The organism is Arthrobacter sp. Y3221114 (genome assembly GCF_059092625.1).
On record NZ_JBNHHW010000002.1, the window covers coordinates 326,090 to 348,703 of the forward strand.

20 protein-coding genes and 1 pseudogene are annotated in these 22,614 nt (G+C 68.3%); 12 read left to right on the forward strand and 9 right to left on the reverse strand.

Annotated elements, in window-relative coordinates; genetic code table 11:
* Positions 1-201: 201 nt before the first annotated feature.
* Both AC5RV3_RS05580 and AC5RV3_RS05585 read right to left on the reverse strand, forming a co-directional pair.
* Complete coding sequence (locus AC5RV3_RS05580) at positions 202-2,784, reverse strand: LuxR C-terminal-related transcriptional regulator (RefSeq protein WP_494121267.1); 2,583 nt, start codon at positions 2,782-2,784, stop codon at positions 202-204.
* Positions 2,781-4,682, reverse strand: a complete 1,902-nt coding sequence (locus AC5RV3_RS05585; RefSeq protein WP_494121268.1) for an Hsp70 family protein — start codon at positions 4,680-4,682, stop codon at positions 2,781-2,783. Before AC5RV3_RS05585 ends, AC5RV3_RS05580 begins: the two co-directional genes overlap by 4 nt.
* A 556-nt stretch (positions 4,683-5,238) precedes the next feature.
* Between AC5RV3_RS05585 and AC5RV3_RS05590 the strand changes: the two genes are divergently transcribed.
* From AC5RV3_RS05590 to AC5RV3_RS05615, 6 genes and pseudogenes are all read left to right on the forward strand, one after another.
* Positions 5,239-5,817 carry a DUF1697 domain-containing protein gene (locus tag AC5RV3_RS05590; RefSeq protein ID WP_494121269.1) on the forward strand — a complete coding sequence of 193 codons (579 nt, stop codon included), beginning with the start codon at positions 5,239-5,241 and terminating at the stop codon, positions 5,815-5,817.
* Positions 5,818-5,968: 151 nt separating this feature from the next.
* On the forward strand, positions 5,969-6,232 hold the full coding sequence (locus AC5RV3_RS05595) for a PLD nuclease N-terminal domain-containing protein (protein ID WP_494121270.1): 264 nt from the start codon (positions 5,969-5,971) through the stop codon (positions 6,230-6,232).
* Positions 6,233-6,588: 356 nt separating this feature from the next.
* Positions 6,589-8,196, forward strand: a complete 1,608-nt coding sequence (locus tag AC5RV3_RS05600) for an aldehyde dehydrogenase (NADP(+)) (protein ID WP_494121271.1) — start codon at positions 6,589-6,591, stop codon at positions 8,194-8,196.
* A gap of 71 nt (positions 8,197-8,267) precedes the next feature.
* A pseudogene (locus tag AC5RV3_RS05605) lies at positions 8,268-8,360 on the forward strand (enolase C-terminal domain-like protein); the annotation flags it as partial.
* 99 nt (positions 8,361-8,459) lie between these two features.
* Positions 8,460-9,446 carry an AEC family transporter gene (locus AC5RV3_RS05610; RefSeq protein ID WP_494121272.1) on the forward strand — a complete coding sequence of 329 codons (987 nt, stop codon included), beginning with the start codon at positions 8,460-8,462 and terminating at the stop codon, positions 9,444-9,446.
* A 165-nt stretch (positions 9,447-9,611) separates the two neighbouring features.
* Positions 9,612-10,244 carry a trimeric intracellular cation channel family protein gene (locus AC5RV3_RS05615; protein ID WP_494121273.1) on the forward strand — a complete coding sequence of 211 codons (633 nt, stop codon included), beginning with the start codon at positions 9,612-9,614 and terminating at the stop codon, positions 10,242-10,244.
* Between the two features lie 81 nt (positions 10,245-10,325).
* Here AC5RV3_RS05615 and AC5RV3_RS05620 read toward each other — a convergent pair whose 3' ends face one another.
* Together AC5RV3_RS05620 and AC5RV3_RS05625 are read right to left on the reverse strand one after the other, a co-directional pair.
* Entirely contained in the window at positions 10,326-11,372 is a 1,047-nt protein-coding gene (locus AC5RV3_RS05620) for a Gfo/Idh/MocA family protein (RefSeq protein WP_494121274.1), read from the reverse strand.
* Positions 11,373-11,424: 52 nt separating this feature from the next.
* Positions 11,425-12,216, reverse strand: coding sequence for an IclR family transcriptional regulator (locus AC5RV3_RS05625; protein WP_494121275.1), 792 nt, complete (start codon positions 12,214-12,216; stop codon positions 11,425-11,427).
* A 234-nt stretch (positions 12,217-12,450) separates the two neighbouring features.
* Between AC5RV3_RS05625 and AC5RV3_RS05630 the strand changes: the two genes are divergently transcribed.
* From AC5RV3_RS05630 to AC5RV3_RS05640, 3 genes are read left to right on the forward strand one after another with little or no spacing between them, the layout of a single operon-like run.
* Positions 12,451-13,167 (forward strand): CoA transferase subunit A, encoded by a 717-nt coding sequence (locus AC5RV3_RS05630; protein WP_494121276.1) that lies wholly within the window; start codon positions 12,451-12,453, stop codon positions 13,165-13,167.
* Positions 13,168-13,192: 25 nt separating this feature from the next.
* Complete coding sequence (locus tag AC5RV3_RS05635; protein WP_494112651.1) at positions 13,193-13,903, forward strand: CoA transferase subunit B; 711 nt, start codon at positions 13,193-13,195, stop codon at positions 13,901-13,903.
* Complete coding sequence (locus AC5RV3_RS05640) at positions 13,903-15,093, forward strand: acetyl-CoA acetyltransferase (RefSeq protein WP_494121277.1); 1,191 nt, start codon at positions 13,903-13,905, stop codon at positions 15,091-15,093. Before AC5RV3_RS05635 ends, AC5RV3_RS05640 begins: the two co-directional genes overlap by 1 nt.
* 73 nt (positions 15,094-15,166) lie before the next feature.
* On the opposite strand, the gene AC5RV3_RS05645 is transcribed toward AC5RV3_RS05640, so the two are convergent.
* Positions 15,167-15,829, reverse strand: coding sequence for a uracil-DNA glycosylase (locus AC5RV3_RS05645; protein WP_494121278.1), 663 nt, complete (start codon positions 15,827-15,829; stop codon positions 15,167-15,169).
* Between the two features lie 360 nt (positions 15,830-16,189).
* Positions 16,190-16,792 (reverse strand): biotin transporter BioY, encoded by a 603-nt coding sequence (locus AC5RV3_RS05650; RefSeq protein WP_494121279.1) that lies wholly within the window; start codon positions 16,790-16,792, stop codon positions 16,190-16,192.
* A 152-nt stretch (positions 16,793-16,944) separates the two neighbouring features.
* On the opposite strand from AC5RV3_RS05650, the gene AC5RV3_RS05655 reads away from it, so the two are divergent.
* Both AC5RV3_RS05655 and AC5RV3_RS05660 read left to right on the forward strand, forming a co-directional pair.
* Positions 16,945-18,579 carry a helix-turn-helix transcriptional regulator gene (locus AC5RV3_RS05655; RefSeq protein ID WP_494121280.1) on the forward strand — a complete coding sequence of 545 codons (1,635 nt, stop codon included), beginning with the start codon at positions 16,945-16,947 and terminating at the stop codon, positions 18,577-18,579.
* A 156-nt stretch (positions 18,580-18,735) separates the two neighbouring features.
* A complete protein-coding gene (locus tag AC5RV3_RS05660) occupies positions 18,736-19,821 on the forward strand; it encodes a class I SAM-dependent methyltransferase (RefSeq protein WP_494121281.1) in 1,086 nt (361 codons plus the stop codon).
* A 129-nt stretch (positions 19,822-19,950) separates the two neighbouring features.
* Here AC5RV3_RS05660 and AC5RV3_RS05665 read toward each other — a convergent pair whose 3' ends face one another.
* Positions 19,951-20,937 carry an LLM class flavin-dependent oxidoreductase gene (locus AC5RV3_RS05665; protein ID WP_494121282.1) on the reverse strand — a complete coding sequence of 329 codons (987 nt, stop codon included), beginning with the start codon at positions 20,935-20,937 and terminating at the stop codon, positions 19,951-19,953.
* Positions 20,938-21,158: 221 nt separating this feature from the next.
* On the opposite strand from AC5RV3_RS05665, the gene AC5RV3_RS05670 reads away from it, so the two are divergent.
* Positions 21,159-21,803 carry an SAM-dependent methyltransferase gene (locus tag AC5RV3_RS05670; protein ID WP_494121283.1) on the forward strand — a complete coding sequence of 215 codons (645 nt, stop codon included), beginning with the start codon at positions 21,159-21,161 and terminating at the stop codon, positions 21,801-21,803.
* Here the strand turns inward: AC5RV3_RS05670 and AC5RV3_RS05675 are convergent.
* Both AC5RV3_RS05675 and AC5RV3_RS05680 read right to left on the reverse strand, forming a co-directional pair.
* On the reverse strand, positions 21,800-21,988 hold the full coding sequence (locus tag AC5RV3_RS05675; RefSeq protein ID WP_494107353.1) for a DUF1918 domain-containing protein: 189 nt from the start codon (positions 21,986-21,988) through the stop codon (positions 21,800-21,802). The two genes, AC5RV3_RS05670 and AC5RV3_RS05675, sit on opposite strands and share 4 nt — an antisense overlap.
* A 54-nt stretch (positions 21,989-22,042) precedes the next feature.
* Positions 22,043-22,594 carry an acyl-CoA thioesterase gene (locus AC5RV3_RS05680; RefSeq protein WP_494121284.1) on the reverse strand — a complete coding sequence of 184 codons (552 nt, stop codon included), beginning with the start codon at positions 22,592-22,594 and terminating at the stop codon, positions 22,043-22,045.
* Positions 22,595-22,614: the final 20 nt, after the last annotated feature.

Sequence of the window (22,614 nt, forward strand, 5' to 3'; positions counted from 1 at the left end):
ATCCCCATTCTTTTTCCTACTGGATCTGGCCAAATTATGGATGGTGGCCCGCCGAGCTGAGCTGCTTGGCTTGATTCAAAGCTACGGTCGGGCTGCTCCGCCCGCATCGGGGCTTCCTCCCCCGCCACCCGGCCCCTGCAGGGGGATCGCGGTATCCGGGGACTAGGTAGGGAGGGGTCCCAAGGCCGGAAGTCCGCGGAATTACTGCGCTTGGGAACCGTCTTCGCCGAGCGCAAGCCGCAACTGGGTCAGCAGTTCGGAGCGGTTCGAAGCCCCTAACCGGCGGCGGATACGCGCAATGTGGTGCTCGGCGGTACGCGGCGAAATAAAAATTGCGGCACCGATCTCCCGGTACGTCTTGCCCTCTAAAACCAACCGGGCAACTTCGCGCTCCCGCTCGCTCAAGACAGCCCCCTCCTGACCGTGTGCTGCTCCGGCGGGGACTGGTGTCTGCCCTTCGTGCTCCACGGCAGCTGTCTCGGCCGGCGCGTCCATGGTCCCGCGCGTACCGGGATGAAGGTCCCTGGCGCAGGCCAGGAGGCGGCTCATGTCCTTGCGCTCGTCCGCATGCGCTGCCGCGTGCCCGGCGAGCCGAGCCCCATCCCATGTGAGGCCGACGGATGCGAGCGCGCGGGCGGACTCCTCCACCAGCCGCGGATCAATCCGGCCGGCCAGCACCGTCACCCACGCCCGGCCTGCCGCCGCAAGCACGCCCGCCAGGCGGTACGTCCCCGAGGCGCGCACCAGCGCCGAGGCATGCGGGGCGAGCTCATTGGGGCTATCCGCCAAGAGGGCTGCCTGGACCGCGTACCAATGCAGGGACGTAGACCACAGCGCCGGTTCGCCCAACCTCCCCAGCAGCGCCCACGCCTCGGTCAAGTGCGGCTGTAGCCGCGAGGAATCCCGCAGGCGGGCAGCGGCTACTGCCAGTTCGCCCAGGGGCAGCAGACTGTAGAGATCGACGGCGACGTGCAGCAACCGGCCCCGCGCCCGGTCCCAGGCGCGCACCAAGGCGGCCGTGTCATCGGTTCGGCGTGCCAGCCCGACCCGTAGTGCGTCCAGCAACAATCCATCACGTGGGGTGGGAGGGATTCCGCTGGCGGTCGCCTCTGCAATGGCTGCTCCTGCGCTGTCCGGGTGGTCCTGCAGCATGGAGACCCAGGCCCGCAGGAGCAGCAGCCTCAACCGGGCCGCCGGACCTCCCTGCCCTCCGCGCAGTGCATCGTCGAGGATGGATTCCGCTACGGAAAGCTCACCGCTGTGCAGGGCCACCAATGCCGCGAGGGCAGCCGGGCTGTCCGGCAGCGGAATCGCGGCGCCCGAGGCGGTCAGCATGTCGGAGGCCCGTACCAGGGCGGGCAGCGCCTGCTCGGCGTGCTCGCCGATGGACTCGGCAATGCCTTGTCCCATCAGCGAGACGGCCACGTTCGTCAGTGTTGGCGAGTTGTCGGAACGGCCGCCTGCGAGCAGGCTCCGGGCCGCGTCGGGCTCGCCCGTACCGATCATGACGACGGCGGCCAGCGCCCTGGACGCCTCCGTGGCGGGAGATCCGAGCCACCGGTAGACCTGTGCGCTGCGCGCCAGCATGCCGCGCTGCGCCCACAGCGACGCCGCCACGTCCGCTCCGCGGAGCTTGTCGGGCGCGTCCGGGTGAGCCAGCACCCGGTCAAGGATGCGGCCGGCTGTTTCGAGGTCTCCGGAGGCCAGGGCCGCTTGGGCCCGGCGTGCCGCTGTTGCCACCCCGTCGGCTCCGGCTGCCGCCGCTTCGTTGTAGAGTGTCGCGGCCACCAGAGGCTCGGAAGCCAGGGCGCCGTCGCCTGCATCTTCGAGGACGCGGGCGACGCGTGGGTCCTGGAACCCGCCCCGAACCAGGCCGCGGGCCACGTCAAGGGGCGCCTGTGCGCTGTTGTTGGCTAAACAGTCCGCCAAGGCCCGCTGGACCGCCCGCACATCGTGCAGCGGCGTGACGTGAAGCAGGACGCTGCGCATGAGGGGAGCCAGGATTCCCTCGGGCAGGATCAGCCCTGCGGCCGCTGCCTGCGACATCAGCGGCCCGATTCCGCCAGGCAGTTCCCGCAGTCCGGAAGGCAACGGCCCGGTTAGATCAAACCCGACCGCTAGTGCCAGCAGCAGCTCCCGAAGGTTTGGTTCCAGCCGTTCGAGTTCGTAGCCCACATGGTTGACCAACCCACCGAACTTAACCGGATCTGATGGTATTTGGCGGGCGTCATCGATCGCTTCCAACACATGCTGGACCAGCCAGGGCAGGCCCCCGGTGAGCCGGAAAATCTGATCAATGGCCGGCGCAGGAAGCCGTTCCGGGCGGGCAGCCGCTGCATGGCGGGCGATGTCGTGACGGGTCCAGGGGCCCAACAAGACCGGCCGCCGGTGCGCTTCCAACACCGCGGTCAGCCGCTGCAGGGCCGGCAACTGCGGCCACGTCCGATACGCGACCACAAGATTCACGTTCTGCTCGACGGCCAACCGATGGACGCGCTCCAGTTCGGCGTCGTCCAATTGGTGGGCATCGTCGATCAGTACCGCGGTGCCTTCGTCCACCGGGTCTTGCCCCAGCGCTTGCCTGCTTGAGCTGACGGGGACTCCTGATTCGTCATAGGCTGCCGCCAAGTTCTCCAGCAGAAGGCTCTTCCCCGAACCTCCCGGACCGGACACGGTAGCCAGTAAACGCGACGTGGGCTCCGCCGCGGCTTCCGTCAGCAGTTGCGCGGCATCCCGGTTCACCAAACGACGTGCCGCCGGCTGCGCCGGTGTCGCACCTGTCATGCCGGCCCCGGAGCAGGCGCATCGGTGGGGTCACCCGACGGAGCTGGCGGCTGCGTCGGATCCATCAAGGCCGGCGCGGTCGGCGGAGGATCGACAACAGCCGTCTCTGACGGTGCCGATGAAGGCTCCGGCGCTGGCTCCGGGTCAGGTTCCGGCGCGGGCGCGGGAGACGGAGGCGTCTGCACCGGATCCGGTTCCGGTGCCGTTGTCGGTGCAGTTGGAACACTCGGTTCCGGCTCCGGGACGGGAGGTTGGGGAGTCGTGCCTGGCTGTGGCGTCGCGGGCGGCACGGGAGCTCCGGTGGTTCCCGGAGCAGGGGTGCTGGTGCCGTTATCCGGATTCGTTCCCGGCCCCTGCCCGGAATCGCCGGCCGGCGTAGACGCGCCGCCTGTGCCCGTTGACGGGGTGCCGTCCGGCGCCGTCGTCGCCGTTCCCGTTGCCTGATCCTGCGCGAAGCCCAAGGCGCCGCCAAACCCTGGTGAGCCTTCCGGGCTCCGAGTCACCGCACCCGGGGACGCAGCCGGGTTTTCCCAGAAAACCACAGGACTCATGCCAGGCTGCGACGGCTCAGCAGCCATCACGGAATTGGCCGGCCCGTCCCCTTTACTCCCCTGCGGCGCTCCCCCCGGTACGTAGCCGTTCCGTTCCGCTGCACTGCCCTGGGCAACTCCCGGCTGGGAGCCGAAGAGGCCGAATTCGTGGGGGCTTTGCGCGGCGGTTGCCGTCAAGGCCGTGAGGGCCGCGACCGCCACCGTAACGGCGGCGGCGCGCATGGCCAGCACGGGTTTCCGCGCGCCGCCGGCGCCTTCCACCGCGGACGCCGCATGGGCGTGGAACTGGGGTGGCGGAAATGCGCGACCTACGGCGGCGACCAATTCCGGCTTCGGCTCCGCTGCATCTTCAGGTGCCAGGGCGAGCCGGTTTCGCGCCGCGAAGTACGCGGCGCCCAAGCTGATCGAGGCCTTCGGATCCGCATCCACGGCGAGGGGACGGTTCAGTTCGGCGGACAGCAATTGGGCAACCAGGGGGATGCGGGAGGAACCGCCAGTCAAGAGGACCGCGGTGAGGGCCTCGGCAGCTACTTCCGCTGTTTCGAGGGACCGGCGCAGGGAGTGGATCGTATCGCGCACCAGTGGGTCAATCATGCCCTCAAACTCGGACCGCACCAGGCGGACGCCTGTCTGCAGATCCGGCAGCAACACAGGGATCGTTGCCTCTGAATCGGCCGAAAGAGCTTCTTTGGCTTCAACGCACTCCCGCCGGACACGGTCCAGGGCCACGCGCGTTTGCATCGAGCCGGGGTCCACGGTGCTGAGCCCGCCGTCCAAGCTGGCGACGACGTGGGCGAAGACAATGTCGTCCACATCCGCTCCCCCCAACCGCTCCAAACCTTCCGGTTTGCCCAGCAGCGTGAACGTGGACGTGTCGTTCTTGTGCAGAACTGCCGCGTCGAAGGTACCGCCGCCAAAGTCATAGACCGCGACCAGGCTGCCCGTGCTGACGCGGGTCTGGGAGGCGTAATGGAGCGCGGCTGCTTCCGGCTCGCTCAACAGGATGACGTCGGCCAGCCCCACGCCGGCCATGGCATCACGGATCAGGCCGGTTTTGTAGTCACCCCAGCCGGCCGGATGCGACACCACTATGCCTTCCGGAGCTTCGCCTTCACGTTCGTGGGCGCGGTCTACGACCCACCGCACCACGGTGGCGAATATATCCTCAGGCGTGACGAACAGGTCTCCGACCATGATCGGCACCGCGTCGCCGATCCGCCGTTTGAATTCACGAACCACCCGGTCAGGAGAAGTCGTGCCGCGGCGTTCGGCTGCCTCGCCGACCAGGACTGCGCCGTCGTCGCCTATATAGATCACCGACGGCACGGCCGCCGCACGCGAACCCAAGTGGACGGCCTGCGGCTGCTGAGGCTTTCGGTCCCCGCTCCCGTATCGCGCTATCGCTGCTGCCGTGAAACTTGTGCCGACATCGACACTCAGTACATAAGCCATGAATCCCCTCAGGTACGCCCAGCAAGGAACGTCCCCCACCGCTTCTTTATACTGTCTCCAGAGTCATGCTCTGCTCCCCGCTAGGCGGGCGGTATCCATCCGCCCGTGTCCCCATGAAGCCGCTGCGAATGACGCCCTCAGCCGCCGCCAGCCGCAGTTCCCCATACATGGATCCGGCGTCCTTCAGAAGCCGGTCCGTTACATTCAGCCTAGGAGGGGTTAGGGGGTTAGACAAGGGAACGTTTCCCCCGGTTTCGAGGAACGCGCTCCACCAAAATCTGGTTAATGGTTTACTCCAAGAGGCGCCTCCGCCCTTGATTTTGCCACCCTCGGGTAATACATATGCAAAGGCGCGCATTTTCTTTTGCCTAGCGCCTGAATGGGTGGGACCACCAAGCGATTACGGCCGGTGCATACAATGATTTCTCCGCCAATATGACCCGGGAGCTCAATGAAAAATAAATGCGGCGAACCCGATTCCTTGCGGTCTTATGCCGTCTTTTTACGCGGCATCAACGTTGGGGGCATCCGGATTGCCATGAAGGACCTGCAGCGGGTCCTCAGCGAAGCCGGCTTCAGGCAGGTGGAGACGGTCCTCGCCTCGGGCAACGTCGTGCTGTGCGCAGAGACCGATGACCCGGGTGCGGTCAAGGAAAGGGTCGAAGCGAGCTTACGGACGGCATTCGGCTACGACGCGTGGGGCATCGTCAAGACGCCGCAGGAACTGGCCGCCATCGTCGAGGGCTACCCGTACATCCCACCCGACGACGGTGTTCCCCGGCACGCTTACGCGGTGCTCACCACGGGTGCGGCGGTTGTGGAACGACTGCTCGGGGACTGCCCGGAACTTTCGCCCGAAGAACGCGCGACCCCAATTGGCGACGTCTTGTACTGGGAGGTGCCGAAAGGCAGCACGCTGGAGTCGAAGCTGTCCAAGCAAATGGCCAAAACCATGTACAAGCCGGTGACCACCACCAGGAACCTCAACACCCTGCATAAGGTACTGGCCAAGTTCCAGACGGAGGACTGAGGCCCCGGGCCCCTGCTACCGAGGGAGGAGCGTAACCGCTCCGAACTCATCCTCTCGGAGGATAGCCGCAGCACCGCTGCGATTCTAGACTCGTCATGATGCGGTCTTTGGTGCGGGCCGGCGGCCGGGTACGGCCAAGGAGGGGGATCCTATGCTGTTCGACTCGGTCACGTGGATATCAGCTGTCGTCTGTGCCGGACCGTTTGCCCTTTTCCTGGCGGTCGGAGCGCTGGTCAGCATAGGGCGGAGCAAACGGCAGCGGCAGGCGAAAGCAGTCTGGTCGCTGGTGGTGCTCATGTTGCCCATCCTTGGCCCCCTGGCATGGTTCCGGACCGCATCTCGCCGGGCCGCCGCTGCTGGGCCCCAGCCAGATCCCGGTCGGGCGACGCAGGCGGCGGGACCTTCTGTTCGATGAGCCTGCGCCCCAAAGGGGCCACGGCTCCTCCGCTCCATGTCCCAACGGGCTTTCGGTGCAGTATCCGGTTGGACTTGCATCGCCGGATGTCTCTACTGTTCTGGCATGACCACCAGCACAAACGCGCAGGCCGAGACCACCAGCGCCATCAGAGGCAGATCCTTCAGGGCGGCCCGGTGAACCCCGTTATCGCCGCTTCTTTGACTGATGAGCCTGGAGCCCTGATGCTCTCCGACAACCCTGAATAGGGCTAGTTCCTGCAGCGGCACGCCCTCGGTATTTGTGTGGCGGTGTGTCTCGGCCGCGTTCCGCCCATCAGCCACAGCAGACCATCCGCAGTCCAGAAGGAGCATCCTATGCCCAGCACGCAGACAACCCTGACAGGCCACTCGATCATCGCCGGCGAAGCCGTGACAGGCACCGGCGGCACGGTCAACGGTTTCGACCCTGCCACCAACAACGTCCTCGAACCGGCCTACAGCCTCATCGACGCAGCCCAGCTGGCTACCGCCACCGCCGCAGCCGCGGAGGCTTTCGACTCCTTCAGCACGCTGGATCCGGAAACGCACGCTGCCTTCCTGGAGAAGATTGCCGAGAACATCGAGGCGGTCGGTGAAGAGCTGGTGGAACGCGCGATGGCCGAAACCGGCCTGCCCGCCGCGCGGCTGAACGGCGAACGCGGCCGCACCACCGGCCAGCTCCGCCTGTTCGCCGCGGTGGTGCGCCAGGGCGACCACCGCGGCGTCCGCATCGACCCGGCGCAGCCGGACCGCCAGCCGATGCCCCGTGCCGACATCCGCCAGCGCAAGGTTCCGCTGGGTCCGGTCGCCGTGTTCGGCGCCAGCAACTTCCCGCTGGCCTTCTCCACCGCCGGCGGAGACACCGTCTCCGCGCTGGCCGCGGGCTGCCCGGTGGTGTTCAAGGCCCACAACGCCCACCCGGGCACCAGCGAAATCGTCGGCCACGCGATCGCCAACGCGGTGGCCGACTCCGGCCTGCACCCGGGCGTGTTCTCGCTGGTCTACGGCCCGGGCGCCAGCATCGGGCAGGCGCTGGTCGCTGATCCGGCAATCAAGGCCGTCGGCTTCACCGGTTCCCGCTCCGGCGGCACCGCCTTGGTGGCCACGGCCGCGGCACGGCCGGAACCCATCCCGGTCTACGCCGAAATGAGCTCCATCAACCCGGTCTTCTTCTTCGACGGCGCGCTCAAGGGCGGCCTGGATGCCCTTGCCGCGGCGTACGTCGGCTCGGTCACCGGTTCCAGCGGGCAGCTCTGCACCGCCCCCGGGCTTGCCTTCGTGCCGGCCGGCGACGCCGGGGACGCGTTCGCGGCCGCCGTGGGCCGCGCCCTGGCCCCGGCCGCCGGCCAGACCATGCTGACCCGCGGCATCGCCGACTCCTGGACCGCCGGCGTCGACTCCCTCGGCCGGCAGGACGGCGTGGAACTGGTGGCCCGCGGCCAGGAAGGCAGCACGCAGAACGCCCCCGCTCCGGCGGTCTTCGGCACCGATGTCCGCACCTTCCTGACCAATGACGTGCTGCACGAGGAAATTTTCGGCGCCGCTTCGCTGCTGGTCCGCTACACCTCCGCCGAGGACCTGGTCACCGCCGCCAAGCGGCTCGAAGGGCAGCTGACCGCCACCCTGCACATGAGCGACGAGGACCACGCCACCGTGGCCCCGCTGCTGCCCGTCCTGGAGCGCAAGGCAGGCCGCATCCTGGCCAACGGCTGGCCGACCGGCGTCGAGGTCGGACACGCGATGGTCCACGGCGGGCCCTTCCCGGCCACCTCGGATACCCGCACCACGTCGGTGGGCACGCTGGCGATCGAGCGGTTCCTGCGCCCGGTGGCCTACCAGAACTTCCCCGAAGCCCTGCTGCCGGCACCGCTGCAGCAGGACAACCCATGGCGGCTCACTCGCCTGATCGACGGCACCCTGGAACTTGCTGAAGGGCAGGCATGAGCAACCAACCCACCATTGCCGCCGTCGAGGCGTTCGCGGTCGCGGGCCGTGACCCGATGCTGGCTAACTCACACGGCCTCGGCGCCCGCGACGACGCCGTCTCCATGCAGTACCTGGTGCCCGGCTGGGAATTCGATCCCAAGCGCCCCTGCCTGGTCCGCTAGGACCTCACGCCCGCTCCGCATCCTGCGGGGCGGGCGGTCTTCTCTGTTCCGCCGTTTGACTCTGTTCGGCCGCCCGTCCCGGGCCGGCCGGACAGAGCCGTGACTTCTGGAGGTCCCGTGGAAGGTGTGCTGCTCGGCTTCGGCGTGGTGCTGGTGATCGTTGCCGTCGGCTTTGCCGCCGCAGCCATCGTGCCGCAGAAGGCGCCGGAGATGCAGCGCGGACTCACGCCTGTGATTTACTACATCACCAACCCGGCGCTGATGCTGGTGCTGCTGTCCGACACGGATCTCGCGTCGGTCGTCGGCGTCTACACGCCGATCGCCTTGATTACCGCCGCCCTCGCGGGTGCGGTTTACGTGCTGTTCAGCCGCTTCATGCTGCGCCGCCCGGCAGCGCAGACGGCCGGCGGCGCCATGGCCTCCACCTATGTCAACGCGGGAAACATCGGGGTGCCGATCGCCCTCTACGCCGTGGGCAGCGCCGACCCGGTGGTGTCGGTGCTGCTGGCGCAGCTGCTCGTCATCGCGCCCGTGTACCTGACCGTCTTCGCCTGGTGCCAGCGGAAGGCGGCGGCGGGGATGCCCGTGAAGCACGACGGCAGTGCTGCCGCGGCTGTCCCGTTGTGGCGCACCGTGGTGAAGTCCATCCTCAATCCGGTCACCGTCGCCACCGCCGTCGGCGCGCTCATCTCCGTGACCGGGCTGCACTTGCCCGAGGTGGTCTGGACGCCGGTGGAAATGCTCGGCAACGCGTCCATTCCGCTGCTGCTGATGCTGTTTGGCATGAGCCTGCACGGACAAAAACCGCTGACCCAACGCGCCCTGCGGGCCGACGTCGCGCTGGGCTCCGTGGTGAAGCTGGCCCTGATGCCGGCCATCGCCTGGGCGGTGGCGCACTTCGTGTTCAATGTGGGCGGCATCCCGCTGCTGGGCGTGGTGGTCATGGCGGCCTTGCCGACGGCGCAGAACGTCTTCCTGTTCACCAGCCAGTTCCGGATGCAGTCCACGCTGGTGCGGGACATCATCTTCCTGAGCTCCCTGCTCTCGCTGCCCGCCGTCCTGCTGGTCGCCCTGCTGCTGGGCTAGGTCGGGCCTGCAGACGTGTTGCTGCCGGCGGTGCCCGCGACGCTGGTCCCGGCGTTCACCGGCGGGACCTGTGACAGAATCGACTGCTGTTGATGTGGGTGACCGTGTTGCCTGTGCAGCAGTGCCGTGGCGTGAGCAGGATTTGGCGATGATTGGATGGCAGGCATGACGTTCGCGTTGATACTGGACCTCTTCGGCACGTTCTTTTTCGCCATGTCCGGCTGCATCCTGGCGGCCCGGCGGAAGTTCGACATTATCGGCTCGCTGTTCCTGGGTTCGCTGGCCGGGCTGGGCGGCGGAGTCATCCGCGATTTGATCTTGGGCACCGTCCCCAGCGCTTTCAATAATCCGCTGTATGTTGTCCCGCCCGTCCTGGCCGCCCTGGTGGTCTTCTTCCTGTTCCGCAGCGTGGAACGGTTCCAGCGTCCGCTGCTGATCTTCGACGCCGGCGGGCTGGCATTGTTCTGCATCACCGGGACGGTCAAGGCCCTGAGCCTGGGCATGAACCCGGTTGCCTCGGCGCTGCTGGGCCTGACCACGGCCGTGGGCGGCGGAATCATGCGCGACGTAGTGGCCAACCGGGTGCCCCAACTGTTTAGCCCGGACGATCTGTACGCCGTGCCTGCCATGTTGGGTTCTGCCTTGGTGGTCGTGCTGTGGTTTGCCGGCGTCTACGGGACGCTGGCCGCCGTGGGCGTGGCCGCCGTGGTGTTCGGACTGCGGGTGGTCTCGCTGCACTTTGGCTGGCACATTCCGCACGCCGCCCCGGTATCGCGCCTGCCGCAGGACGAGGACTGATGGGGAACGCCGCGCCCGGACGGCCCACGGCTGGCGGCCCCACGTCGACAGGGGCAGCTTCTGTGAGCGCGCTGCCGGCCCTTATGCCCGGTTTTGCCGGTGGATCTCCTCGATGATGCGGATGGCCGCCACCGCGTCCCCGGGCTCCACGGGAACCGGGGCGCCGTCGATGATGGCCGCGGCCAGCTGCCGGTAGAACTCCGGGTAGGCGCCGGCCAGGGAAGGAACCTTGCGGGCATGGCCCGGCGTGCCGAGGGTCCCCCACCGCTCTGCGGGTTCCTCGCCGTATCCGGCTGCCCCGGGAACCGCGCCGGCTCCCAGCGCGGCCTCCTGGCTGTCCGTGCCCCACAAGGTGAAGGCGGCGGCCGAGCCGAGCACATGGAAGCGTGGCGCGGGCAGCGCGGAAATAAGGTTCATCGACAGCCGGGAACGCACGCCTGACTCGTGCAGCAGGGACACGAAGGCGTCCTCGTCGGCGGCGGATGCTTCGGGAACGGTGTGGCGGGCGGTCTCGCCGTAGACCGTGGCGGCCGGCCCGAAGAGCGTGAGCGCCTGGTCGATGAGGTGCACGCCAAGGTCGAAGAGGATGCCGCCGCCCCCGGTGGCGCCGGCCGTCGCTTTCCACGCCCGCAGTCCCTCCGGCTTCCAGCGCTCGAAGCGTGACTCGAAGGTGTGCACCCGGCCGAGTTCGCCGTCCTCGATCAGCTTCTGCAGGGTCAGGAAATCCGAATCCCAGCGGCGGTTATGGAAGACGGAGAGCACCACGCCGGCCCGCCCGGCCTTGGCCATCAAGGCCTCGCCTCGGGCGGAGTCCGGGACGAAGGGCTTGTCCACCACCACGTGCAGACCGCGGTCGATCGCGGCGTCGGCGAGCGCGTAGTGGCTGGCCGGCGGGGTGCCCACCACCACGAGGTCGAGAGACTCCGGCGCCGCCAACAGTTCGTCCGCGGATGCCGCGATCCTGGCGCGGGGGTGCGCGGCCGCTGCCTGTGCCGCCCGCTCGGGGTTGGCCGTCACGATGGCGTCCAGCGAATAGTCGCTCGATGCCTCCAGCAACGGCGTGTGAAAGACCCGCCCGGAGAGTCCGTAGCCGATCACGGCGGTGCGCAGCGGGTGGTGCCCGGCCATGGTTGCTCCTAGCGTGCTCTGGTGCCGGCCGGAGGTGGCGGCTGCCCCGAGCTTACCGGCGGTTCTGCGGTTGCTCGCGCAGCTGCTGCGTGAGTAGGTGTGCTTCCTCCAGCAGCAGCTTGCCCAGGAACTCCTGCCGGTCGGGTCGGAACCGCTGCTCGATGCCGGTCAGTGACAGCGCCCAGGCCGGCTGGCCCTGCCGGTCGAAGACGGCCGCGCCCATCCCCCAGCTGCCCTCCAGGATCAGCCCGGGGTTGACCGTATAGCCCCGCTCCCGGGTTTCGGCCAGGTTGGCGCGGATCTTGTCCGGCGCATGGGTCGGGCCGAAGCGCTCGACCCGGGCACCGCCGTCGTCGAGCAGTCGGTCAATTTCCGCAGGCTCCAAAAAGGCCATGATGGCCAGCCCGGCGGAAGCGATGCCCAGCGGGAAGCGGACCCCTTCGTGCAGCACGAAGGAGCGCACCGGGAAGCTGCCTTCCACCCGGACCAGGCAGACGGTTTCGTCGCCCCGCCGGATGGACAGAAAGGCGCTCTCGCCGGTCTCGTCCGCCAGCCGCTGCAGGCGCGGCCGGGCCAGGTCCTCAATCGCGAAGCGGCCGGCGGCAACCGAGCCGAGTACGTAGAGCTCCGGGCCCAAATGCCAGGTGCCGGTCTCGGCATGCTGGTCCAGCAGGCCTTCGGCAGCCAGCGAATTCAGCAGCCGGTAGACCGTTGGCCGCGTCAGGCCCGACGCCCGTACGATGTCGGCCAGGGCCGCGCCGGTCTCCGGCGCTCGCCCGACGATCCGCAGCAGCCGGGCCACCCGGCCGACCACCTGGGCACCCTGCACCTGTTTGTCCGGCAACTGTCCTCCTGGCGGGTCCTGGCCGGCGGACGGCTCAGTTTCGCAGCCAACCGATCCACAATGTGGACAGTCTACCTCCTGCTGTCCACAGTGTGAATGTGGCATCTGAGCTGCCGTTGACGGTTCCGCCGCGACCCCACTAGTCTGCCGGATAACAGCTGTCCACAAGATGGACAAATTCCGCCCCCGTGTGCAGACGAGCGGGTGGGGACGGCACTCAACGAGGAGGAAGCAATGTCCAAACTGACGGCAGGACCCGCCGCCGCACTGGCCGGCGTGCTGCATGACGGCATGACGATCGCGGTGGGAGGATTCGGGCTCTCCGGCATCCCCGCGGACCTGATCGACGCGGTGCGCGATTCCGGCGTCAAGGACCTGACGGTGGTCTCCAACAACATGGGCGTGGACGGCAAAGGCCTGGGCGTGCTGATCGAAGCCGGGCAGGTCCGCAAGGTGTTGGCCTCCTACGTGGGCGAGAACAAGCTGTTCGCCCAGCAGTTCCTGGCCGGCACGCTGGAGGTCGAATTCAACCCGCAGGGCACGCTCGCCGAGCGCCTCCGCGCCGGTGGGGCGGGCATCGCGGCCTTCTACACGAAGACCGGGGTGGGCACCGTCATCGCCGAGGGCAAGCCGCACGAGGAGTTCGACGGCGAGCTCTACGTGCAGGAGCGCGGGATCGTGGCCGACCTGGCCCTCGTCCACGCGCACACCGCTGACACGGACGGCAACCTGATCTACCGCTACACGGCCCGCAACTTCAACCCGGTGGTGGCCACCGCCGGCCGGGTCACCGTCGCCGAGGCCGAGGTGATCGTGGAGCCGGGCCAGCTGGACCCGAACCACATCGTCACCCCGGGCGTGTACGTCCAGCGCCTCGTGCAGGCCTCGGACCGCGCCAAGGACATCGAGCAGCGTACCGTCCGCCCCCGCCCCGCCGCCGTCGGCGCCTGAGATTTTAGACCAGAAGGAGCACATCATGGCTTGGACCCGAGACGAGATGGCGGCCATCGCGGCCGCCGAACTGAACGACGGCGACTACGTCAACCTGGGCATCGGCATCCCCACGTTGGTGGCCAACAACCTGCCGGACGGCGTGCGCGTGGTGCTGCAGAGCGAAAACGGCCTGCTGGGCATGGGCCCGTTCCCGTACGACGGCGACGAGGACGCCGACCTGATCAACGCCGGCAAGCAGACCGTGACGGTGTTGCCCGGCGGGTCCATCTTCGATTCGGCCACCAGTTTCGGCATGATCCGCGGCGGGCACGTGAAGACCGCCGTTTTGGGCGCCATGCAGGTCTCCGCGGCGGGCGACCTGGCGAACTGGACCATCCCCGGGAAGATGGTCAAGGGCATGGGCGGCGCGATGGACCTGGTCGCCGGCACCCCGCGCGTGGTGGTGCTGACCGAGCATGTGGCCAAGGACGGCACACCCAAGATCGTCAACGAATGCTCGCTGCCGCTGACCGGCGTGAAGGTGGTCAACCGGATCATCACGGATCTCGCCGTCTTCGACATTGACGACGACGGCGGCGCCCTCCCGCTGCGGCTGGTCCGCCTGGCACCGGGGGTCACCGTGGCCGAGGTGCGGGAGAAGACCGAGCCGGACTTCGCCGTCGCCCCTGAACTGGACGAAGACGCCGCCGCACCGGCCGGCGCACGGGAAACAGCCCTGGAAGGAACTCACTGATGAGCCTGAAGCAACATTTCGGCCGGGACATCCTGCTGACCGGCTGGGGGCATTCCCCGTTCGGCAAGCTGGCCGACGAGACGCTGGAGTCGCTGATCGTCGGGGTGGCCCGTGACGCCATCTCCAATGCCGGATTGGAGCCCGGACAGATCGACGAGGTCTACCTGGGCCAGTTCAACTCCGGCATGGTGCCGCTGGGCTTCGCGTCCTCGCTGGCCCTGCAGGTCTCCGACGACCTGGCCAACGTGCCGGCCACCCGGGTGGAGAACGCCTGCGCCTCCGGTTCGGCCGCCGTGCAGCAGGGGGCCAAATCGCTGCTGGCCGGCACGGCGCGCAACGTGCTGGTGATCGGCGCGGAGAAGATGACCCACGCCGGCGCGGACGTGGTGGGCGCTGCCCTGCTCGGCGCCGACTATGAGGCCGCCGGCAAGCCGAGCTCCACCGGGTTCGCCGGCCTCTTTGCGGAAACGGCCAAGCACTACCAGAAGCGCTACGGCGAGGTGGGCGACGTCCTCGGCTCGATCGCGGCGAAGAACCACCGCAACGGGGTGGCCAATCCCTACGCGCAGCTGCGCAAGGATCTGGGCGAGGAGTTCTGCCGGACGGTCTCGGACAAGAACCCGGTAGTTGCCGACCCGCTGCGCCGCACGGACTGCTCGCCGGTCTCCGACGGTGCCGCCGCGGTGGTGCTCAGCACGGAGGCGCCGCGCCCCGGTGCCGCCGCCGCCGCAGTCCGGCTGGCAGGCTTCGGCCACGCCAACGACTTCATGCCGGCCGAAAAGCGCGATCCCACCGCCTTCGCGGGCAGCCGCGCCGCCTGGCAGCGCGCCCTGGACATGGCCGGGGTGGGGCTGGATGACCTGGACCTGGCGGAGGTGCACGACTGCTTCACCATTGCCGAGCTGATCATGTACGAGGTCATGGGGCTGGCGCCAGCCGGCGAAGGCCGCCGGGCCATCGAGGAAGGCTGGGTATACCGCGACGGCAAGCTGCCGGTGAACTTGTCCGGCGGGTTGAAGGCCAAGGGCCACCCCGTCGGCGCCACCGGCGTCTCGCAGCACGTGGTGGCCGCCATGCAGCTGTCCGGCACGGCCGGTGACATGCAGCTCCCGGGCGCCCGGCGCGCGGCCGTGCACAACATGGGCGGCCTGGCGATCGCCAACTACGTCAGCGTGCTCGAAGCGGTATAGTTCGCTTGCGTCCTCGCGGCAACGGGCGCCCGGCAACCGGCCGGGCGCCCGTTCGCGTCCCTGGCCTGCCGAACTACGTCGCCGCGGACTGGTTGATGCCGGCCTCCAGCAACTCCTGCAGTCCCCGGCGGAACAGCTCCTTGCCGCCATGGGCCGGGTGGCGGACCTTCGGCACGTTGAGCCCGGCTGCGGCGACGCTTCGGTGCCCGATGTTCCCCACGGCAACAACCGTGTCGATGCCGAAAATCCGGGCCAACTCCTGCCAGAGCGGCAATCCGTCTTGGATTTCGGTGCTTGAGGGTGTCCGGTTGGACAACGGCCGGCCGGGCTGGTGCGGGTGGAAAGGGTATGCACTCCAGAGCAGCGGCAGGAAGTCCAGATCGGCCAGCACGTTCCACATGACCGTTGCCGTCGGCTCGGCCGGGACGGTGAGGACTTCCGGCGGAACCACGTAACCGTTGTCCGGGCCGAACATACCGAACGGGTCACCCCCCGAAATCAGCGCCTTGTTGGTGAAGGGGACTCCGGTCACGGTCATGCCGCGGTAGCCGGGGGCCTCCCCGACCAGCAGGACCTGTGGCCGGCATTCCAACATCTGTTCAAAGTATCTGCTGATGTTGTGCCGGCGCGCTGCGTTCTCCGTTAGAGACGTCGAGAAGAAGTTGCGGCTCGCCGGGCCCGTCTCGAACTCCCCCAGCCGCACCACAAAGTCCCTGATTTCCTGCTGCGCCGTCACCATCCCAACCTATGCGATCTGTGCGGCAGACGGCGGAACCTGAACCCCGGAACCCCCGCCACCGAATTGCTAACAATCCGCACCCGCGCCACCGAATTGCTAACAATCCAGTGGCGGGAAGATGCAGCGAAATGGCCCTGTTCGCTGCCTCTTCTCTCCACTCGAGTGGCGCAGGGGAACACATGTCAGTGAACTGCTGGGGGAACAGGAAGGCGCCGGGGAGCCAACCCGGGGCTTCGTCCCGCCCGCCCACAGACAACGACGCCGGCGCCCGGGTGAGGAACGAATCCCCAGCCGGACACCGGCGTCGTGCTATGAAGTTGTCCGGCTGCAGCGGGCGCGGAGCCTGCCGCCCACACGCTAGGGGCGGGCAGAGTCCTTGGGCAGGCGGGCCGCCAGCTTCCACGCAGCCGGCATGGCGGCTGCCGCGATCAGCGACTTCACGATGCCGCCGATGATGAACGGGTACAGGCCCCACTCGAGGGTCTGCTGCAGGTCGGCGCCCAGGGAAATGGCCAGCCAGGCCATGCCGAAGACGAAGGTGACCACGGTGCCCGCGAGGAAGGAGACGGTGGCGCCCAGGAACTTTTTGTCCCAGTTGCGCTTGGCCAGCCATCCGGTCAGCCCCGCGGCGGCGATGAAGCCCACCAGGTAGCCGCCGGTCGGGCCAACGGCGGCGGCCAGGCCGGAGGATGCGTCGCTGAACACCGGCATGCCGGCCACGCCGGCCACCCAGTACAGCGCCATCGACAGCATGCCGCGGACCGGGCCCAGCGTGCTGCCGACCAGCAGGACGGCCAGGGTCTGGCCGGTGATCGGGACCGGCCACAGCGGCACGGCCAGCTGCGCCATCACGGCGGTCAGGCCGGCCCCGCCGACAACCAGCGCGGTGTTGGCCAAGGCGGTGCTGGGGACGAGGGCGTCGGCCAGGACACCCTGGCGCGCGACGGCGGCTGAACTCATGATTGCTCCTTCTGGGGACATTTCCCTGCGGAAACTGTGGTCCGGTTTCGGCACCACTGTACCGGCTGCCCTCCGCGGCGGAACCGTTTATGGCGATGATTACGCGGTTCCCTGCAGGCTGCAGGAGGACTACCCTGAAATGCAGGAGCGCTATGGAGCCAATCGAAACACTGCTGGCTACTGCACGCGATGCCTACGCGCGCGGGGAATGGCGCCCAGCCTATGACGGATTCGAGAAGGCCCGCAGCCTCTCGCCGCTGGACGTGGAGGATCTGGCCCGGCTGGGCGATGCCGCTTGGTGGGTGGGGGATGTCCGCGAATCGGTAGTGGACTCCGAGGAGGTCTTCCACCGCTACGAGAACGACGGCGAGAAGCTCGCCGCCGCCATGAAGGCCCTGGATCTGGGGCTGCTGTGGACACTGCGCGGGGACCTGATGATCGCCTCCGGCTGGATCAACCGGGCGAGGCGCATGCTGATGGATGCCCCGGAGAGCCCGGTCCACGGTTACCTGCTGTATCTGGACACCGTCAACGCGCTGCTGTTTGCCGAAGACCCGGAGCCGGCCCTGGCCGCGGTCGCTGAACTGCAGCAGATGGGGCGGAGGTTCAACGCACCCGTGCTGCATTCCTTCAGTCTCACCCTGGTAGGGCTGGCCGATCTGCGAGCGGGGCGGACCGCTTCGGGGTTCGCGGCCTTGGACGAGGCAATGCTCCCGGTCCTGGCCGGGCAGGTGCCACCCACCTGGGCGGGAGACATCTACTGCACAGTACTCCACGCCTGCTACCAGCTGGCCGACCTGCCGCGAATGCGGGCATGGACCGAAGCCACCGAGCGCTGGTGCGAGCAACTGGCGGGCGGCATGGTCTATTCCGGCGTGTGCCATATCCACCGGCTCCAGATCCGCAGCATAGAAGGCAATTGGGACGGAGTGGAACGCGAGATAGCCCAAAGCAGCCTGGAGTTGGCAGACCGAAACGTGTGGGCCGCCGGGGAAGGTTACTACCAACTCGGCGAGCTGCGCCGACTGCGCGGCGACCTGCAAGGTGCCACCGAGTCCTACGCCAAGGCGCGCGACTTGGGTGTTGAACCACAGCCCGGCGAGGCCAAAATGCTGGCGGCTCGCGGAAATGTCGACGCCGCGTGGGCCGGCCTGGCAGCGGCTCTGGAATCCAGTGATCGGCTGACCCGGGCGCAGATGCTGCTCCCCGCCGTAGAACTCGCTGTGCAGATGCATTCGCTGGCGGAAGCCGAGGAATACTGCCGCGAACTGGAGCAATCGGCCAGTGACTTCAACAGCCCCGGTTTCCTGGCCTGGGCGCGGCATGCCCGCGGCGTCCTGCTGTTTTCCGGCGGCCAGGCCGCGCAGGCCCTCTCGGTGCTGAGGTCGGCGCTGCAGGGTTATCGTTCCCTGCACCACCGGCACGACACCGCCCGCGTCTACGAACTGCTCGCTGCCGTACGCCGGGAACTGAACCAGCCGGACGCCGCCGCCTCCGAGGCAGCCATTGCCCTGGCCATCTACCGGGAACTCGGCGCGGAACCCGATGTGCGGCGCTTGGACGGGCAAAAGTCCCCGGGCGGACTGACCGACCGCGAAGCCGAAGTGCTGGCCTGCATCGCCCGCGGCGCCACCAACAAGGAAACCGCGGCGGAACTGTTCATCAGCCAAAAGACGGTGGGCCGGCACCTGGCCAACATCTTCCTCAAGATCGGTGTCTCGTCGCGCACCGCGGCCGCCGCGTGGGCCCACGAGCACGGCATCACCGCTCCCTTGGCGCGGCGCTGACGCCTGCACCCTCGGCGCGGCACCGACGCCTGCATCTTTTGCCCCATCCGCGCCGCCCGGCCCCACAGAACTTGCCCGATGTTCCGGGTGCCGCCAGCTCCCTACCGTGGGATTCAGCAGGCAACAGGTGCCTGCTCCCAGACCGCAGGAGAAGCCATGACCACCACTCAGGAGACAGCAGAGCACCTCGACACCCAGGCAGCCGAAGCCTTTGCGCAGCGCTGCCTGACCATCCTGAACGACGGCGCGCTGGCCATGCTGGCCAGCATCGGACACCAGACCGGACTGTTCGACACCCTGGCGGCGTTGCCGCCGGCCACCAGCCAGCAGATCGCGGACGCCGCGGAGCTGGACGAACGCTACGTGCGCGAATGGCTCAACGGCCTGGCCGCGTCGCAAGTGGTGGTCTACGACCCGGTTGCCCGCACCTACCGGCTGCCGGCCGAACACGCCGCCTCGCTGACCAGGGCCGCCGGCCCGGACAACCTGGCGCGGCTGCTTCAGTACATCCCGCTGCTCGGCGGCGTGGAGGAAGGGGTCGTCGCCGCATTCCGCCAGGGCGGCGGGCTGTCCTATGCCGACTATCCGCGCTTCCACCAGCTGATGTCGGAGGAAAGCTCGGCGGTTTTCGACGCCGGCCTGATCGAGGAAATCCTGCCGCTGGCCGACGGGCTGGTTGAACGCCTGCGCGAGGGCATCGGCGTGGCCGACGTCGGCTGCGGCAGCGGGCACGCCATCAACCTGATGGCGCAGGCGTTTCCCGCCAGCCGGTTCACCGGCTACGACTTCTCGTCAGAGGGAATCGCCCGGGCACGGCAGGAAGCGGCGCGCATGGGCCTGCAGAATGCCTCGTTCGAGGTCCGGGACGTCGCCGAGCTGAATGAACCGGAACGGTTCGACCTGGTCACCGCCTTCGACACCATCCACGACCAGGCCCAGCCGGCGCGCGTGCTCGGCGAAGTCCACGCGGCCCTGCGGCCCGGCGGAACCTTCCTGATGGTGGACATGAAGGCCTCCAGCAATGTGGAGGACAACGTGTCGCTGCCCTGGGCGGGCTTCCTCTACACCATTTCGGTCATGCACTGCATGAGCGTTTCGCTGGGCCAGGGTGGCGCGGGACTCGGCACCGTCTGGGGCCAGCAGCTCGCCCTGTCCATGCTGGCGGATGCGGGCTTTTCCGGGGCGGTGGTCAAGGACGTCGAGCAGGACCCGTTCAACGCCTACTACGTCGCGTCCAAGTAGCCGCGACCGTGCGGAGAGCGGCTCAAGCGGGCCGGCGGAACTCAGCCCGCAGCTAGAGCGGGCCGGCGGAACTCAGCCGGCGGCCCCGCACGGCTCAGCAGCCAGCGCGGCTCAGGCAGCCAGCGCGGCTCAGGCAGTCAGCTCGGCGGCTTGGGCCGTCAGCTCCAGCGAGCGCAGCCGCTCCGCAACGGTCGGCGACTGGAAAGCCACGATCAATTCGTCCGCGCCGGCATGCTTGGCGAAGCCTTCCAGGTACTCCGCGACGGCCTCGGGCGTCCCGACGGCCGAGTACTTGACCATCTGCTCCACGTGCTGGCCCTGCGGCGAGTCCAGGATGAGGTCCGCTTCCTCGTCGGTGAACGTCCGGTCGCGCCCGAACAGCAGCGAGACCCGGCTGCGCCGGACAAGCCGGAACTGCTCCTGCGCTTCCTCGTTGCTGTCCGCGGCGATCGCGTTCACGCCGGCGATCACGTAGGGCTCCGCGAGTTGTTCCGAGGGCTGGAACTCGCGGCGGTAGACGGACACGGCGTCCTGCAGCGCATTGGGCGCGAAGTGCGAGGCGAACGAGTACGGCAGGCCCAGCGCCGCGGCCAGCTTGGCACCAAACAGCGAGGAGCCCAGGATGTACAGCGGCACGTTGGTGCCCTTGCCCGGTGTCGCATCCACGCCCTTAATGCGCGTCTGCCCGGTCAGGTAGCCCTGCAGCTCCAGCACGTCCTGCGGGAAGGACTCGGCGCTCATCGGATCACGGCGCAGCGCCCGCAGGGTGTTCTGGTCGCTGCCCGGCGCGCGGCCCAGGCCAAGATCGATCCGTCCCGGGTGGAGCGCCTCCAGCGTGCCGAACTGCTCGGCGATGGTCAGCGGGGCATGGTTCGGAAGCATGATGCCGCCAGCGCCGAGGCGGATGCTGTTGGTATGCGCTGCCACGTGGGCAATCAGCACGCTGGTGGCCGAGGACGCGATCGACGCCATGTTGTGGTGCTCGGCGTACCACACCCGCCGGTAGCCCAGTTCCTCCGCGCGCTGCGCCAAGGACACGCTGCCGGCAAGGCTTTCACCCACGGTTTCATTGCTGCCGATGGTTGCCAGGTCAAGGATGGACAGGGGTACGTTCACGTCGGCGGAGCCTTTCGTTGCGGGACGCCCACGGTGGTTGCCGCGGGCACACATCCTGCACAACGACGGCGGTGCCCATCTTTATTTCTTCCCTCCCGGCCTGCGGGGGCTGGCTACCAGCCCGTCGCCGCCGTTATACCGCCGTCGGCTCCTGCTCCTGCTCCTGGTGAAGCACGTCAGGACTTCTGCGCCGAAACCGCACGGGCGTAGAGTCTGCAGGCATGGAGCATCATCACGACCACCTGGAAGCGCCCGACCAGTTCTGGGAGTCCTTCTACAGCCAGCGGGACCAGGTCTGGAGCGGCCGGCCCAACGCCATGCTGGTCCGCGAGGTCTCCGGCCTGCGGCCCGGCACCGCCCTGGAACTGGGTTGCGGCGAGGGCGCGGACGCCATCTGGCTCGCCGGCAAGGGGTGGGTGGTCACCGGCCTCGACATGTCCGGGCTCGCGCTGCAACGGGCGGCCAAGCACGCCGATGAAGCCGGAGTTGCGGACCGCATCCGGTGGCTCCGGCAGGACTTGGCCCGCTGGGAACCGCAGGAGAGCTACGATCTGGTCTGCGCCCAGTTCCTGCACTCGCCGGTCGAGCTGCCCCGGGACGCCATTCTCACCACGGCGGCCCGCGCGGTAGCACCCGGCGGCACGTTGCTGGTCATCGGCCACGAATCGTTTCCGCCCTGGTCGGGACATCCGGAGCCCGAGGAACCGCTGCCCACCGCCGGGGAGTTGGCCGGTGGGCTTGGCTTAGGTTCCCCGGTCTGGGCCCTCGACACCCTCGACTCCGTCCCCCGCGAGGTCACGGGCCCGGACGGGCAGACCGCCACGATCACGGACAGCGTCCTGCGCGCCCGGCGGCTGGCGGGCTAACCTGCAGCCGGCTCGATGCTGCAGTCGGTGCCCGGGAAGACGATACTTTCATGGCCGTCGTCGAACCTCACGAAGTAGGGCGGGGCACCGTCGTCGCCCCTGACCTCGATGACTTCACCGTGACGGTCCGCCGATTCCACGGTCCTGCCCCTGATGACGATGCGGTCTCCGGGTGCTGCGATCATGACCGCTCACCTCCTTTCCCATAGCGTAGGGGAACGCGCTGTCGCCGACCAGAGTCAGCGGACCCAGAGGTGCGGGGCGGGACGGCGGGTGCTGGGCAGGGCGTTGTTCTCCCGCCACTCATGCAGCCATTCGGGCAGGACCAGGTCGGCCGGCGGCCGCTGGCCGACGGCCGCGAATATTTCTTCATTGGCGACCGGCCCCTGCTTCGAAACCAGCCGGGTGGCAATGTAGGCGCGGGCATATATCTCGCCGGCGGACACCATGCGCTGCTCGAAGAAGATGGCGCGGTCGTCGAAACCGATGATCCGGGTTTCGATGCTGTACCGCTGGCCGAGCGTGAGCGATTTACGGAAGGCAATGGTCTCCGCGCCGACCACCGGCGACCAGCCGTTGCGGCGGAAGATGTTCCACACCCCGGCGCGCACCATCAGCTCAAAGCGGCCCAGGTCCATCAGCGAGAAATACATCCCGTTGTTGACGTGCATGGCGATGTCGATGTCGGTGGGCAGCACGCGCAGGGACAGCGTGGCTGAATCCCAGATGCCGAGGGCGGGCCGGCGGCGGGCCGTCAACAGCAGCAGGAGGGTCCGGAAGATCAGATGCATGCCGCCATGTTACCCGCAGG